The sequence below is a fragment of the Amycolatopsis suaedae genome, from assembly GCF_004214935.1.
GTDB classification, from domain to species: domain Bacteria; phylum Actinomycetota; class Actinomycetes; order Mycobacteriales; family Pseudonocardiaceae; genus Amycolatopsis; species Amycolatopsis suaedae.
Genome location: NZ_SFCC01000003.1, coordinates 514,577 through 529,475, shown reverse-complemented (window position 1 = coordinate 529,475; position 14,899 = coordinate 514,577). Strand labels below are relative to the sequence as shown.

Here is a 14,899-nt window from a genome sequence, read left to right as displayed (position 1 = left end):
ACCCCTGACGAGGGGTTTCAACATAAAGCTCTACTGGCTTAGTTCACTAGCACACTGTTGAGTTCTCAAGCAACACGTTTTTGTTTCCAGCCAGAGCGTCAGCCAGCCAGTGAAGAATTCTCACTGGGATTGGTTTGGCGCTCCGATCCGCCGCCCGGTCTCCCTGGCGACGAAGAGAAGATTACATGCCCCCGAACCCCCTCGAAACAGGGGGGTCCCTTAACGGGGAAACCGCAGGTCAGCCCGGTAATCAGCCACCCGGCCGGAAGTCCAGCAGCACCTTGCACGAGCGGGCCGGATCCGCGGCCAGTTCGAACGCCTCCCGCGCCGCGGTCGCCGGCAGCACCGACGTCACCACCGGGTCGACCGCCAGCCTGCCGTCGGCGAGTGCCGGCAGCACGTCGTCGAGTTCCGCGCCGAACCGGAACGACCCGGTGACCCGCAGCTCGCGGGTGACGATCAGGTTGGCGGCGACCGGTGAGTCACCCGGCGGCAGCAGACCCAGCGCGACGACGAGGCCGCCCCGCTCCACGCCGCGCAGGCAGGCGGTGAGCCCGGCGGGACTGCCGGACGATTCGACGGCCACGTCGGCCTCGACGTGCTCGACCGGCTCGGTCGCGGCCTGGGTGGCCGTCGCGCCGACGGCTTCCGCCACCCGCAGCGGCCCCGGGTGCAGGTCGGTCACGACGATCTCGCCGGCCCCGGCAGCCCGCAACGCGGCGACGACCAGGCAGCCGATCGGGCCCGCGCCGGTCACCAGAACCCGCCGTCCGCGTACGTCCCCGGCCCGCGCGACGGCGTGCCAGGCGACGGCGGCGGGTTCGGCGACGGCGGCGCGGCGCAGGTCCAGGCCCGTGGGCAATGGCCGGACGGATTCCGCGGGGACGACCAGCGTCCCGGCGAAGCCGCCCTGCACGTGCGGGAACCTGGCGGCGCTACCGAGGTAACCACCGGAGACACACAGGTGACGGCTCCCGCGCAGGCACTGTCCGCACTCGCCGCAGGAGCGTCCGGGGTGCACAGCCACCGGCGTCCCGTCGACGGTCCCGACCACCTCGTGGCCCAGCACCAGCGGCTCCCGCAGGCGGAAGTCCCCGACGGCACCGTGCCGGTAGTAGTGCAGGTCCGACCCGCAAATGCCGCCGTAGCGGACGGCGACGGCCACCTCTCCCGGGCCGGGCACGGGTTCGTCCCGGTGCTCGACGCGCAGGTCGCCCGCACCGTGCGCGACGACGGCCAGCACCTCAGATCACCGCCGTCAGGCCACCGTCGACGGCGATGACCTGCCCGTTGACGAAGTCAGACGCCGGCGCGGAGAGCCAGACGAGCGTCCCGACGAGGTCGTCCACCGTCGCCCACCTGCCCGCCGGCGTGCGGGCGCGGATCCACCGGTCGAACTCCGGATCGTTGACGAGCGCGCTGGTCAGCTCCGTCACGACGTAGCCGGGGGCCAGTCCGTTGACGCAGAGGCCGTGAGGTGCCCATTCGGCGCACATGCTCTTGGTGAGCATGGCCAGTCCACCTTTGGTCGCCGCATACCCTGCGATGCCGGGCCGCGCGAGCCAGCTCTGGACCGAGCAGATGTTGACGATCTTGCCCGCACCGCGCTCGACCATGCCGGCCGCGACCGCGCGGCCCACGGTGAACGCGCCGGTCAGGTTCGTGTCCAGGAGCCGCTGCCACTGCCGCAGCGGGACGTCGAGCATCGGCTCCCGGTGCTGCACGCCGGTGTTGTTGACCAGGATGTCCAGCGGTCCGATGTCCCGGACGGCCTCCTCGACCGCGGTGGCGTCGGTGACGTCGAACGCGGCGGCCCGCACGGGACGGCCGGTGCGCTCGGCGAGTGCGGCACGTGCCGCTTCGAGCCGGTCCGCGTCCCGGCCGTTGAGGACCACCTCGGCACCGGCGCCGGCCAGGCCCGCCGCGAGGGCGGCCCCGATCCCGCCGCTCGACCCGGTGACCAGCGCTCGCTTGCCGGAGAGATCGAAAAGGCCGCTCACCGGCCGGAGTATGCCCGAACGGGCCTGTGGGCGCAGCAGGGATCGAACCTGCGACCGCTCGGGTGTAAACCGAGTGCTCTCCCGCTGAGCTATGCGCCCTGACGACGGCTCACCGAGCCGCCGGTACTCACTGTCTCACGAAGCCAGGTCGGCGACAGCCTTCTTCCAGCCCGACTGGTCGCGGGCCTCGCCGGGCTGGTTGACCTCGGCGAACCGCACGACGCCCTCGGTGTCGATCAGGAACGTGCCACGCGTGGCGAGCCCGGCCTTGTCGTTGAACACACCGTAGGCCTTGGCGACCTCGCCGTGCGGCCAGAAGTCCGACAGCAGCGGGAACTGGTAGCCCTGCTGCTCGGCCCACGCCTTGAGCGAGAACGGTGTGTCCACGGACACACCCAGAACCTGGACGCCCTTGCCGTCGTACTCAGCGAACTCGTCACGAAGCTGGCACAGCTCGCCCTGGCAGATCCCGCTGAACGCGAACGGGTAGAACACCAGCAGTACCGGCTTGTCGCCGCGGAAGGACGACAGCGTCACGTCCTGCTTGTTGTAGTCGCTGAGTGTGAAGTCAGGGGCCTGCGAGCCGACCTCGATCGCCATCCGTACGTCCTTCCGATCACCGAAGACCTGGGCCAGGTCACCCTATCGTGCGGCCCGGTCCGGGCTTCTCAGCGCTTGGGCGCACCGCGCGGCACCAGCCTCGTTCCCGACCAGTCGGGTCCGACGCTGATGTTCGAGGTCTGCGAAAGACCCACCGTCGGGACGGCCTCCGCGATGTCGCTGGGTTCGACGTGACCCGGCTGCCCGTTCTTCGGCGTGAGCACCCAGATCACCCCCTCATCGCTCAGCGGCTGCCTGGCGTCCACCAGGGCGTCTCCGAGATCACCGTCGTCCTCCCGCCACCAGAGCAGGACGACGTCGATCACCTCCTGGGCGTCCTCGTCGAGCAGCTCGCCACCGATCTGCTCCTCGATCGCCGCACGCAGGTCGTCATCGACGTCCTCGTCCCAGCCGATCTCCTGGACCACCATGTCCGGCTTGATGCCAAGCCTGTCGGCGACGCTTTGCTGTTCAGCGCCTCCCGCGGCGACCACGACTCCCACCCTCCAGTCAACTACGCGGGTACAGCCACCATCGGGCCACACCCTGTACACGGATGGAGCTAGCGAACACTGCCGAGCCGCGTGGCGCAACCGTCCACACCGGATCTTCGCCGAACTCGTATCCCGGACGAACCTCCCCGGCCACCCTCTCCACACCCACCCCGTGGGGTCTCGCCTAGGCTGGGGGGACAGTCGCGCGCGCGATACACCGCCCGTGGAGAAACAGCCAGGTGGGGTCGACAACGTTACCGCTGGGTAAGGGTGACGGGAACGTCGTTCGCGACGACGATGGCAGGCACGAGCCCGCCTGGACAAGGCGAAACAGCGACACAAGCACGGCGAGGAGAACCCTTGGCCCCCCCAAGCAGCGAGGCCGGGCGCGACGGCGCGCCCGCGCGCGTACGCGTCATCCGTGACGGACTGGCCGCGCACCTTCCCGACATCGACCCCGACGAGACCGCCGAATGGCTGGACTCGTTCGACGCCGCGCTGGCCAGGGGCGGCCAGCAGCGCGCGCGGTACCTGATGTTGCGGATTCTGGAGCGGGCCCGGGAACGCAACATCGGCGTTCCCCCGCTGACGGCGACCGACTACGTCAACACCATCCCGACGGAGAACGAGCCCTGGTTCCCCGGTGACGAGGACATCGAGCGCCGCTACCGCGCCTTCATCAGGTGGAACGCGGCGATCATGGTGCACCGGGCCCAGCGGCCGGGGGTGAGTGTCGGCGGTCACATCTCCACCTACGCATCGTCCGCGGCGCTCTACGAGGTGGGCTTCAACCACTTCTTCCGCGGCAAGGACCACTCCGGCGGCGGTGACTCGATCTTCATCCAGGGGCACGCCTCCCCCGGCGTCTACGCCAGGGCGTTCCTGGAAGGCAGGCTCACCGAGCAGCAGCTGGACGGGTTCCGCCAGGAGTACTCGCACGCCGGCGAGGGCGGCGGCCTGCCGTCGTACCCGCACCCGCGGCTGATGCAGGACTTCTGGGAGTTCCCGACGGTCTCCATGGGCCTCGGCCCGATGAACGCGATCTACCAGGCGCGGTTCAACCGCTACCTGCACGACCGCGGCATCAAGGACACCAGCGACCAGCACGTCTGGGCATTCCTCGGCGACGGCGAGATGGACGAGCCGGAGTCGCGGGGCCTCATCCACGTGGCCGCCGGCGAGGGCCTGGACAACCTGACCTTCGTGATCAACTGCAACCTGCAGCGGCTCGACGGCCCGGTGCGCGGCAACGGCAAGATCATCCAGGAGCTGGAGGCGTACTTCCGCGGCGCGGGCTGGAACGTCATCAAGGTCATCTGGGGCCGCGAGTGGGACGCACTGCTGCACGGCGACCGCGACGGCGCGCTGATCAACCTGATGAACACCACGCCCGACGGCGACTTCCAGACGTACAAGGCCAATGACGGCGCCTACGTCCGGGAGCACTTCTTCGGCCGTGACCCGCGGACGAAGGACCTGGTCAAAGACCTGAGCGACGCCGAGATCTGGAACCTCAAGCGGGGTGGTCACGACTACCGCAAGGTCTACGCCGCCTACTCCGCGGCAATGGAGCACCACGGTCAGCCGACGGTGATCCTCGCCCACACGATCAAGGGCTACGGTCTCGGGCCGGCGTTCGAGGGCCGCAACGCGACCCACCAGATGAAGAAGCTCACGCTCGACGACCTGAAGCTGTTCCGGGACGCCCAGCGCATCCCGATCAGCGACGCCGAGCTGGAGCGTGACCCGAAGCTGCCGCCGTACTACCACCCCGGCGAGGACTCGACGGAGATCGAGTACATGCTCGGCCGCCGTCGTGCGCTGGGCGGTTTCCTGCCGGAGCGGCGCAGCAAGGCCAAGCCGCTGGTGCTGCCCGGTGACAAGGTGTACGAGGCCGTGCGCAAGGGCTCGGGCAAGCAGGAGGTCGCCACGACGATGGCGTTCGTCCGGCTGATCCGCGAGCTGGCCAAGGACGGCGAGATCGGCAAGCGGCTGGTCCCGATCATCCCGGACGAGGCCCGCACCTTCGGTCTCGACTCGATGTTCCCGACGGCCAAGATCTACAACCCGCACGGCCAGACCTACACCTCGGTCGACGCCCAGCTGATGCTGGCGTACAAGGAGTCCGAGCAGGGCCAGCTGCTGCACGAGGGCATCAACGAGGCCGGTTCGACCTCGTCGTTCACCGCGGCCGGCACCGCCTACGCCACGCACGGCGAGCCGATGATCCCGATCTACATCTTCTACTCGATGTTCGGGTTCCAGCGCACCGGCGACGGGCTCTACGCCGCCGCCGACCAGATGGCCCGCGGGTTCGTGCTCGGCGCCACCGCCGGGCGGACCACGCTGACCGGTGAGGGGCTGCAGCACGCCGACGGGCACTCGCTGCTGCTGGCGGCGACCAACCCGGCGGTGGTCAGCTACGACCCGGCGTGGTCGTTCGAGATCGCCCACATCGTGCGGGACGGCCTGCGCCGGATGTACGGCGAGGGCGGTCCGGACGGCAACGGCGAGAACATCTTCTACTACGTCACCATCTACAACGAGCCGTACCAGCAGCCGGCCGAACCGGAGAACCTCGACGTGGACGGGCTGCTCAAGGGCCTGTACCGGTACGCCGAGGCTCCCGGTGGCGACGGTCCGGAGGCGCAGATCCTGGTGTCGGGCGTGACCATGCCCGACGCGCTCAAGGCGCAGCGGATGCTGGCCGAGGAGTGGGGTGTGCGTGCGGCGGTGTGGTCGGCGACGTCGTGGGCGGAGCTGCGCCGCGAGGCCGTCGAGGTGGACAGGGACAACCTGCTCCACCCCGCGGACAGCCCCCGCGTGCCGTACGTGACCGAGGCGCTGCGCGGCGCCACCGGTCCGGTCGTGGCCGTGTCGGACTGGATGCGCGCGGTTCCGGACCTGATCCGGCCGTGGGTGCCCACCGACATGCTGACGCTGGGCACCGACGGGTTCGGTTTCTCCGACACCCGGCCCGCCGCGCGGCGGTACTTCCTGGTCGACGCCGAGTCGATCACGGTCGGTGTGCTGACCGCGCTGGCCAAGCGCGGCGAGGTGGCGCAGGACAAGGTGGTCGAGGCGGCTCGCCGGTATCGCATCGACGACGTGTCGGCCGCGGGTCCGCAGACCTCGGACGCCGGTAACGCTTGACGCGATCTGTCAGGATGGGGACCCTCCGAAACATCTGATGTTTCGGAGGGTCCCTGTTTGTTGAAGAGGGAGATGTGCCAGTGACCAAGCGCCGCCTGCCCCGCCCAGCCGAGCTCGCCGAGATCCTGCGGCCGAAGCCGATCGTGCTCAACCCGACCGACCGGCGCCTGGCGAACGCCCACACCATCCCGGACCTGCGCACGATCGCCAGGGGGCGGACCCCGCGGGCGGTGTTCGACTACACCGACGGCGCCGCGGAACTGGAGGACAGCCTGCTGCGCGCGCGGCAGGCGTTCCGCAGGGTGGAGTTCCGGCCGAGGGTGCTGCGTGATGTGTCCGAAGTGGACACCTCACGGGAGATTCTCGGTGTCCGGTCGGAACTTCCGTTCGCGTTCGCGCCGACCGGGTTCACCAGGATGATGAACCACGAGGGCGAGCCCGCGGTCGCCAGGGTGGCACAGGAGGCGGGGATTCCGTACGCGTTGTCGACCATGGGCACCACGTCGGTCGAGGACGTCGCCGCGGCGGCTCCACGGGCGCGCAAGTGGTTCCAGCTCTACGTCTGGCGGGACCGGGAAGCCGGGAAGGACCTCGTCCAGCGGGCGGCCGACAGCGGTTACGACACGCTCCTGCTGACCGTCGACGTCCCGGTCGGCGGAGCGCGGATGCGCGACGTGCGCAACGGCCTGACCATCCCGCCCGCGTTGACACTGAAGACGTTCGTCGACGGCGCGCTGCACCCGGCGTGGTGGTTCAACCTGCTCACCACCGAGCCCCTGACGTTCGCGTCGTTCCGGTCGTGGAACGGCACCGTCGCGGAGCTGCTGGACACGCTGTTCGACCCGGCGCTGAACTTCGACGACGTCGAATGGCTGCGTGGTATCTGGCCGGGCAAGCTCGTGATCAAGGGCATCCAGAACCCGGCCGACGCCCGTCGCGTCACCGAACTCGGTGCCGACGCGGTGGTGGTGTCCAACCACGGCGGCAGGCAGCTGGACCGTGCCCCGACGCCGCTGGAACTGCTGCCCCGGGTACGCGAGGCGATGCCGCGTGGCGAGGTGTGGCTGGACGGCGGGATCCTGTCCGGCGCGGACATCGTGGCCGCGGTGGCCAACGGCGCGGACGCGTGCCTGGTGGGGCGGGCCTACCTGTACGGCCTGATGGCCGGCGGGGAGCGCGGGGTGCGGCGGGCGCTGGAGATCCTGCGCACGGAGGTCGTCCGCACGATGCGCCTGCTGGGCGTGCGCAGCCTCGCCGAGCTGACGCCCGACCACGCGACGGTGCTGTAGCCGCCCCGGTCGCGCCTGCGGCGCCGCTACGAAGGGCCCCTTGATTGCGAGACTCGCAAGGATGGTGCCGTTGACTGCGTACGCGGGGTCTCGTTCGTGGTGACCACTGGTGCCACGGTGGCGGCTGGGGCAGATGGGGCGCCTGGGTTCGCGTGAAGGCCGAGTTTCTGTCGCCTGACGGGATGAAGGTGGCCTTCACGAACTTCACGACCCAGGTCTCGCCACCCGCACCGGGCATGCCGTGAAGGGGGCCATCACGGCGTCTGATGCCGTGATGGCCCCCTTCACGGCACAGGCCGACTTGCGTTCACGCGAACGAGTGACGAAGATTTCCGCTAGCTCGGTGAAAATTTGCTTTCACATAGTGGAAATCGAGGTGGGAGATGTTCGTCCAGGAACTCGCCCCGCTGGCCGGCTCCCTCGCGCTGTCCGCGCTGGCCGCGACGCTCCCCCTGGCCACCGTGCTGGTGCTGCTGGGCGCCGTGCGGATGAAGGCACACCTCGCCGGGCTGATCGGGCTCGCGGTCGCGCTGCTCGTCGCGGTGGTCCTGTTCGGCATGCCGGTCGGGCAGGCGCTGTCCGGCGCCGTGCAGGGCGCCGCGTTCGGCCTGTTCCCGATCATGTGGATCGTCGTCAACGCGCTGTGGATCTACCGGCTCACCGTCCGCACCGGGCACTTCGACGTGCTGCGCCGCTCGTTCGGCCGCGTGTCCGACGATCCACGCATCCAGGCGCTGATCATCGCGTTCTGCTTCGGCGCGCTGATGGAGGCGCTGGCGGGCTTCGGCGCACCCGTGGCGATCTCCACCGTGATGCTGGTGGCGCTGGGCTTCTCCCCGGTCAAGGCCGCCGTCGTCGCGCTGGTCGCCAACACCGCGCCGGTGGCCTTCGGCGCGATGGGAACGCCGGTCGTGACGCTGGCGCAGGTGACCGGGCTGCCGCTGGAGAGCGTGTCGTCGATCGTCGGCAGGCAGACACCGCTGCTGGCACTGGTCGTCCCGCTGCTGCTGGTGCTGCTGGTCGACGGCCGCCGCGGGCTGCGGGAGACCTGGGCACCCGCACTGGCCTGCGGGGTGGCGTTCGGCGTCGTCCAGTTCCTCGCGGCCAACTACGTCTCGGCACAGCTTGCCGACATCGGCGCCGCGCTGGCGGGCGCCGCCGCGGTCGTGCTCCTGCCGCATTCACGCAAGCCCGCCAGGGCGGAGGTCAAGGCATCCGTCCTCACCGGCGCGGCGACCGAGACACTGGACGGCTCCGACTCACGGGCCGACATCGTGCGGGCCTACACGCCGTACGCGCTGATCATCGTCATCTTCTCCGTCGCACAGCTTCCACCGGTGAAGAAGCTGCTGGACGGCGCGACCTGGAAGTTCGACTGGCCCGCGCTCGACGTCGCCAACGCCGCCGGGAAACCCGTGTCCGGCAACATATTCTCGATCCCGTTCCTGTCCACCGGCGGCACGCTGGTGCTGCTGGCGGGCGTGCTCACGGCGATCGTGCTGAAGGTGGCCGGCCGCGACACCGTCCGCGAATGGCTTGCGACGGTTCACGAGCTGCGGTTCGCCATCCTGACCGTCGTCAGCGTGCTGGCGCTGGCCTACGTGATGAACCTGTCCGGCCAGGCGACCACCATCGGCACGCTCATCGCCGGAGCCGGCGCCGGGCTGGCGTTCCTCTCGCCCATCCTCGGCTGGTTCGGCGTGGCGGTCTCCGGCTCGGACACCTCGGCCAACGCGTTGTTCGGCGCGCTGCAGGTCACCGCTGCCCACCAGGCCGGGCTCTCGGCCGACCTGCTCGCGTCGGCCAACAGCTCGGGCGGCGTGCTGGGCAAGATGATCTCGCCGCAGAACCTGACGATCGCGTGCGCGGCGGCGCAGCTGACCGGTCAGGAGGGCAACCTGCTGCGCAAAGTGCTGCCGTGGAGTATCGGGCTGCTGCTGGTGATGTGCCTGATCGTCGTCGGGCAGAGCACCTTCCTCAGCTGGATGCTGCCCTGACCGCCGCGGGCGCGCGCTTCACCGAGCGGTTCCAGCTCCACCAGCCGTGCACGACCAGCACGGCGAACACGATGTAGACCAGCGCCGAGAACCACAGGCCGGAGGCCAGCTGCAACGGGACGCCGACCGCGTCCACGACGAGCCAGACCAGCCAGAACTCGACCAGCCCCGCCGCCTGCGCGCCGAAGGCGACCAGCGTGCCGATGAAGATGGCCGCGTCCGGCCAGGGCGCCCAGGACGCGTCGAGCACGGTCAGCAGCAGCGCCATCGCGGCCGTCCCGGCGGCGAACAGGCCGAGCATGACCAGCCGCTCACGCGTCGATCCCCTGCGCACGACGACGCCGTAGACGGGATCACGCCGCCGGGTCCAGGCCCACCAGCCGTAGACGGAGATGGCCAGGATCGCGACCTGCCGCGCGGCCAGCCCGCCGAGGTGGGCGGAGATGTAGACGCTGAACAGCAGCACGGTGGCGGCCACCTGTACCGGCCAGGTCCACAGCGTCCGCCGCTGTGCGAGGAACACCACCGCCAGCGCGGCCAGTTGCCCGGCCAGCTCGGCGAAGGAGATCCACTGGCCGAGGACCGTCACCCCGGAACTGTGCAGGAAACCCACGGCGGCTCCTCCCGTCTGTCGCTCCCAGCACAACATGCGCGCCGGGCCCGGCATTTCCTCCCCACATGTGACGGGGCCAACACGACGAGTGGCCCCGGCGTGCACCGGGGCCACTCGTCGCGGGGCGCGTCCGTTACCGGTCGGTGCGCCCGAACCCGGCCGGCGGCGTCGGGGTGTCCGCGGGCGCCTGCTGGGTCGCACCGCGGTCGTGGCCGTGCCCGTTCCCGGCACCGACCTGGCCGCGGGAGCCCTGCGGGCTGAACTGGCCCTGGATGCTGGACATCCAGCCGTCCCACCGCTCCTGCGCCGGCTTGATCAGGCCGCCGCCGAAGCCGACGATGATCACGCCGCCGATGGTGGCCAGCACGGTGACCAGCACCGGCGTCGTCACCGTGGTGGCGATGTTGACCTGGTTCAGCGCGGCGATGATGCCGAACGCCATGATCAGCCAGTAGCTGCCGGTGCCGAGCGCCCGTCCCGCGGGCCTGCCGGACAGCGCGCCGTTGACTATGTCCCGCACCACCCTGGCGATCGCGGCGGCAACGATGATCAGGACCAGTGCGACGACGACGCGCGGCAGGAACGCGATCACGTCGTTGAGCAGCTGGCTCACCGGGTTGCTCTCGCCGAAGACACCGAACGACAGCTGTAGCGCGATCAGCAGAATGAAGTAGTACACGATCTTGCTGATGATCCCGACGGCGTCGACATTCGATTGCCGCATCATCCCGGACAAGCCCGTCTTGTCGACGAGTTTGTTGAATCCGAGCTTACCCAGCACGAGGGTCAGCGCCTTGGCGACCGCTTTGGCGATCAACCAGCCGATCAGCAGGATTACCAGAAATGCGAGCAATTTCGGCACGAACGTGGCTACCAGGTTCCACGCCTGCCCCAAGCCGTTCCTCAGCTGTTCACCCACGACGTCCCTCCTTGACCCGCGAGAATTCTTGTCCTGTCCGGATGGTTGAACAGCGCCCCGACCACGGCAACTCAGAGAAGCCACGATTGGGTGAGTAGGCTAGCGCCGGAAGATCCATTAGATGCATAGTTAAAGCACCGGTGGGGACCGGGGAGACGAGACCGCCCGACGCAGCGAGAACCGCGAGCGTCGGGCGGTCTCGATTTTCCGTTTTTCAGACGCCAGGTGCGTTTCGGAACATTCTTCACAAATCCGGGGCACGCTGCCCCGCCGGGACCGACGTACGATCGCGGCACCATGACGAGCACGAACAGCCGCCGACGGGCCGGCGTCTCGGCCAAGACACTGCGCAGGCTGGAACGCGCCTCCGGCCGGATGGCCACCGCCAGCGTCGCCGCGATGGAGGAGCAGCTGCCGTGGTTCGGCAGGCTGGCGGCCGACCAGCGGGCCAGCGTCCTGCTCATCACGCAGAACGGCGCGGCGGGATTCGTCGAGTGGCTGCGGAACTCGACCGAGGCACTGCGGTTCACCACCGAGGCCTTCCGCGACGCCCCCATGGAACTGTCCAGGTGGATCAGCCTGCGGCAGGCCGTCGCGCTGGTCCGGCTGGCCACCGAGGTGTTCGAGCAGCAGCTGCCCGAGTTCGCCGCCGACGAGGCCGAGCAGGCCACGCTCACCGAGGCGATCCTGCGCTACGGCAGGGAGATCGCCTTCGCCGCGGCCAACTCCTACGCGGCCGCGGCGGAGGCCCGCGGCGCGTGGGACGCCCGGCTGGAGGCCCTGGTCGTCGACGGCATCGTCCGTGGTGACGCGGAGGAGTCGGTGCTGTCGCGGGCGTCCGCGCTGGGCTGGGACCCGGCCGCGACGGCGACCGTGATGGTCGGAGCGCCGACGTCGGAGGACCCGCCGACGGTGGTGTTCGAGGTCCGCAGCCGGGCCGCGCGCATCGGCCGTCCGGTGCTGCACAGCGTCCAGGGCTCGCGGCTGGTGGTCGTCGTCGGCGGGCCCACCGACGGCACGGCGAAGGAGCGGTCGATCCTGCCGAAACTGGCCACGGCGTTCGCCGGCGGGCCGGTGGTGGCCGGCCCGACCGTGCCGAGCCTGGCCGAGGCACACATCAGCGCCACCGAGGCGCTGTCCGGCCTGCGGGCGGTGGTCGGCTGGCCGTCGGCGCCCCGCCCGGTGCGCTCCGCCGACCTGCTGCCCGAGCGGGCGCTGGCCGGCGACCCGGAGGCCGAACGGCTGCTGGTCGAGGAGGTCGCCAAGCCACTGGAGGACGCCGGGCCCGCGCTGCTGAGCACCGTCGAGACCTACCTGGAAACGGGTGGTGTGCTGGAGAACTGCGCCCGCACGCTGTTCGTGCACCCCAACACCGTCCGCTACCGCCTTCGCCGGGTCGCCGACCTCACCGGCAGGCATGCCGCCGACCCGCGGGACGCGCTCGTACTACGGATCGCGCTCACCGTCGGCAGACTCGCCAGGGCACGCGGGATCTGGTGACGCAATTCACGCGGAAACTGCCTATACCCGACAAGCCAGAGCCGCTAAGGCTGCCCAACCGGGCGTCACCGTTGTAGGGTTCCTACAACAATCGGTGATGCGACTTCGTCATCGGCGGCATCCCACCACGGCGGTCCCACCCTGTTCCCTATAGGGGTGACCGCTCTCCTCGCCCCCGGACAGGGGTCCCAGGCCCCCGGCATGCTCACCCCGTGGCTCGAGCTGGACGGCGCCCGCGAGCGCGTACAGCGCTGGTCCGAGCGCACCGGGCTCGACCTCCTCCGGCTCGGCACCGAAGCCGGTGCCGAGGAGATCCAGGACACCGCCATCACCCAGCCACTGATCGTGGCGCTGTCGCTGCTCGCCCACGAGCAGCTGCGCGACCAGCTGCCCGCCGACGGCCCGGTGGCAGGCCACTCGGTCGGCGAGCTGGCCGCGGCGGCCATCGCCGGGGTGTTCTCCGCCGACGACGCCGTGGCACTGGCCGCCGTGCGGGGCGCGGAGATGGCCAAGGCGTGCGACGCCGAGCCGACGAGCATGGCCGCGGTGATGATGGGCGACCCGGACGAGGTCGTCGCCTGGCTGGCCGAGCACGGTCTCACCGCCGCCAACCGCAACGGCGCCGGCCAGATCGTCGCCTCCGGCGCCGCCGCGGCGATCGAGCACATCGTCGCCGAGCCGCTGGCCGGTACCAAGGTGCGTGCCCTGAAGGTGGCCGGCGCGTTCCACACCGACTACATGGCACCCGCCGAGCAGGCCCTGGCCCGGCACGCCGCCGGCATCGTCCCCGCCGACCCGGTACGGCCGCTGCTGTCCAATGCGGACGGAACGGTCGTCACCAGCGGCGCGGAGTACCTGGACCGCCTGGTCAAGCAGGTCACCAGGCCGGTGCGCTGGGACCTGACCATGGACGGGCTGGTCTCGCTGGGGGTCACCGGGACGGTCGAACTGCCGCCGGCGGGCACCCTGACCGGCCTGGTCAAGCGGCAGCTCAAGGGCACCGTGACGAACATTCTCGCTCTCAAGACCCCCGCCGACGCGGCAAAGCTCCAGGAGGCCGAGTGACCCAGACACTGCGACTGCACCAGGGACCGCAGGCGACCCGCATCCTCGGTGTGGGCAGCAGGCAGCCGGACAAGGTCGTCACCAACGACGACCTTTCCGAGATCATGGACACCAGCGACCAGTGGATCCGCGAGCGCGTCGGCATCATCGAGCGCCGGTTCGCCGAGAAGGACGAGTCGCTTGTCGACATGGCGGTCATCGCCGGACGGCGTGCGGTGGCCGACGCGGGCCTCGCGCCGTCCGATGTGGACACCGTGATCCTGCCCAACTGCACCATGCCCACGCTGATCCCGAACGCCGCCGCGCAGGTGGCCGACCGGATCGGCGTCCAGGCCCCCGGAGCGTTCGACCTCAACGCCGCGTGTGCCGGATTCTGCTACGGCCTCGGTGTCGCGTCCGACCTCATCCGCGCCGGCTCGGCCGGCAAGGTCCTGGTGATCGGCGCCGAGAAGCTCACCGACTCCGTCGACCCGGTCGACCGGGCCAACGCCATCATCTTCGCCGACGGCGCCGGTGCGGTGGTCGTGGGACCGTCCGAGCAGCCGGAGATCGGCCCGGTCGTCTGGGGCAGTGCCGGCGACCTCGTCGACACCATCGGCATGCGTGACGGCAAGTACATCTACCAGGAGGGCCAGTCGGTCTTCCGCTGGGCGACCACCAAGATCGCCCCGATCGCGCTGCAGGCGATCGAGGCCGCGGGCATCCAGCCGTCCGATGTGGACGTGCTCATTCCGCACCAGGCGAACCTGCGTATCGTCGAGGCCATCGCCAAGCGGCTGCGGGCCAACGGCGCGCGCGAGGACATGGTGGTCGCCGACGACATCAAGTACTCGGGCAACACCTCGTCAGCCTCCATTCCCATGGCGCTGGACCACATGCGGGCCGCCGGCAGGGTGAAGAAGGGCGACGTGGTACTGATGGTCGGGTTCGGGGCCGGGCTTTCCTACGCCGGCCAGGTCGCCATCTGCCCGTGAGGCAAACAAACCGGTGAAGAACAGGAAGGAAACAGCAAGTGGCTGACAAGGAAGAGATCCTGGCGGGTCTGGCGGAGATCGTTGAAGAGGTCGCCGGCGTGGCCCAGGATGACGTGAGCACCGAGAAGTCGTTCGTCGACGACCTCGACATCGACTCGCTGTCCATGGTCGAGATCGCGGTCCAGGCCGAGGACAAGTTCGGTGTGAAGATCCCCGACGACGAGCTGGCCAACCTGAAGACCGTCGGCGACGCGGTCGACTACGTCGCCGCGAACTCCAAGTAACACCTACCGGT

13 protein-coding genes and 1 tRNA gene are annotated in these 14,899 nt (G+C 69.9%); 7 read left to right on the top strand and 7 right to left on the bottom strand.

All coding sequences use genetic code 11. From position 1 onward, the window contains the following. Window positions 1-250: 250 nt before the first annotated feature. From EWH70_RS08400 to EWH70_RS08380, 5 genes are all read right to left on the bottom strand, one after another. Entirely contained in the window at window positions 251-1,243 is a 993-nt protein-coding gene (locus EWH70_RS08400) for an L-idonate 5-dehydrogenase (RefSeq protein WP_130474686.1), read from the bottom strand. A 1-nt stretch (window position 1,244) separates the two neighbouring features. Next, window positions 1,245-2,000, bottom strand: coding sequence for an SDR family NAD(P)-dependent oxidoreductase (locus tag EWH70_RS08395; protein ID WP_130474685.1), 756 nt, complete (start codon window positions 1,998-2,000; stop codon window positions 1,245-1,247). Window positions 2,001-2,027: 27 nt separating this feature from the next. Next, window positions 2,028-2,099, bottom strand: a tRNA-Val gene (locus tag EWH70_RS08390). Window positions 2,100-2,135: 36 nt separating this feature from the next. Next, entirely contained in the window at window positions 2,136-2,600 is a 465-nt protein-coding gene (locus tag EWH70_RS08385; RefSeq protein ID WP_130474684.1) for a peroxiredoxin, read from the bottom strand. 68 nt (window positions 2,601-2,668) lie between these two features. Beyond that, on the bottom strand, window positions 2,669-3,094 hold the full coding sequence (locus EWH70_RS08380; protein WP_130474683.1) for a DUF3052 domain-containing protein: 426 nt from the start codon (window positions 3,092-3,094) through the stop codon (window positions 2,669-2,671). Between the two features lie 360 nt (window positions 3,095-3,454). On the opposite strand from EWH70_RS08380, the gene aceE reads away from it, so the two are divergent. The 3 genes from aceE to EWH70_RS08365 all read left to right on the top strand — a co-directional run bounded on the left by aceE (window position 3,455) and on the right by EWH70_RS08365 (window position 9,533). After that, window positions 3,455-6,247 (top strand): pyruvate dehydrogenase (acetyl-transferring), homodimeric type, encoded by a 2,793-nt coding sequence (aceE, locus tag EWH70_RS08375; RefSeq protein WP_130474682.1) that lies wholly within the window; start codon window positions 3,455-3,457, stop codon window positions 6,245-6,247. 80 nt (window positions 6,248-6,327) lie between these two features. Then, window positions 6,328-7,536: an alpha-hydroxy acid oxidase gene (locus EWH70_RS08370; RefSeq protein WP_130474681.1), complete on the top strand. Its 1,209-nt coding sequence runs from the start codon at window positions 6,328-6,330 to the stop codon at window positions 7,534-7,536. A 383-nt stretch (window positions 7,537-7,919) separates the two neighbouring features. Next, complete coding sequence (locus tag EWH70_RS08365) at window positions 7,920-9,533, top strand: L-lactate permease (protein ID WP_130474680.1); 1,614 nt, start codon at window positions 7,920-7,922, stop codon at window positions 9,531-9,533. Here EWH70_RS08365 and EWH70_RS08360 read toward each other — a convergent pair. Together EWH70_RS08360 and EWH70_RS08355 are read right to left on the bottom strand one after the other, a co-directional pair. Continuing rightward, a complete protein-coding gene (locus EWH70_RS08360) occupies window positions 9,514-10,146 on the bottom strand; it encodes a nicotinamide mononucleotide transporter family protein (RefSeq protein WP_240686869.1) in 633 nt (210 codons plus the stop codon). The two genes, EWH70_RS08365 and EWH70_RS08360, sit on opposite strands and share 20 nt — an antisense overlap. A gap of 133 nt (window positions 10,147-10,279) precedes the next feature. Continuing rightward, window positions 10,280-11,065 (bottom strand): mechanosensitive ion channel family protein, encoded by a 786-nt coding sequence (locus tag EWH70_RS08355; protein WP_130474679.1) that lies wholly within the window; start codon window positions 11,063-11,065, stop codon window positions 10,280-10,282. Between the two features lie 297 nt (window positions 11,066-11,362). Here EWH70_RS08355 and EWH70_RS08350 point away from each other — a divergent pair, with 297 nt between their 5' ends. The 4 genes from EWH70_RS08350 to EWH70_RS08335 all read left to right on the top strand — a co-directional run bounded on the left by EWH70_RS08350 (window position 11,363) and on the right by EWH70_RS08335 (window position 14,888). Further along, window positions 11,363-12,565 (top strand): PucR family transcriptional regulator, encoded by a 1,203-nt coding sequence (locus EWH70_RS08350; RefSeq protein ID WP_130474678.1) that lies wholly within the window; start codon window positions 11,363-11,365, stop codon window positions 12,563-12,565. A gap of 141 nt (window positions 12,566-12,706) precedes the next feature. Then, window positions 12,707-13,630 (top strand): ACP S-malonyltransferase, encoded by a 924-nt coding sequence (locus tag EWH70_RS08345; protein ID WP_130474677.1) that lies wholly within the window; start codon window positions 12,707-12,709, stop codon window positions 13,628-13,630. Next, window positions 13,627-14,604: a beta-ketoacyl-ACP synthase III gene (locus EWH70_RS08340; protein WP_130474676.1), complete on the top strand. Its 978-nt coding sequence runs from the start codon at window positions 13,627-13,629 to the stop codon at window positions 14,602-14,604. The genes EWH70_RS08345 and EWH70_RS08340 overlap by 4 nt, the downstream gene beginning before the upstream one ends. 38 nt (window positions 14,605-14,642) lie before the next feature. After that, on the top strand, window positions 14,643-14,888 hold the full coding sequence (locus tag EWH70_RS08335) for an acyl carrier protein (RefSeq protein ID WP_130474675.1): 246 nt from the start codon (window positions 14,643-14,645) through the stop codon (window positions 14,886-14,888). Window positions 14,889-14,899: the final 11 nt, after the last annotated feature.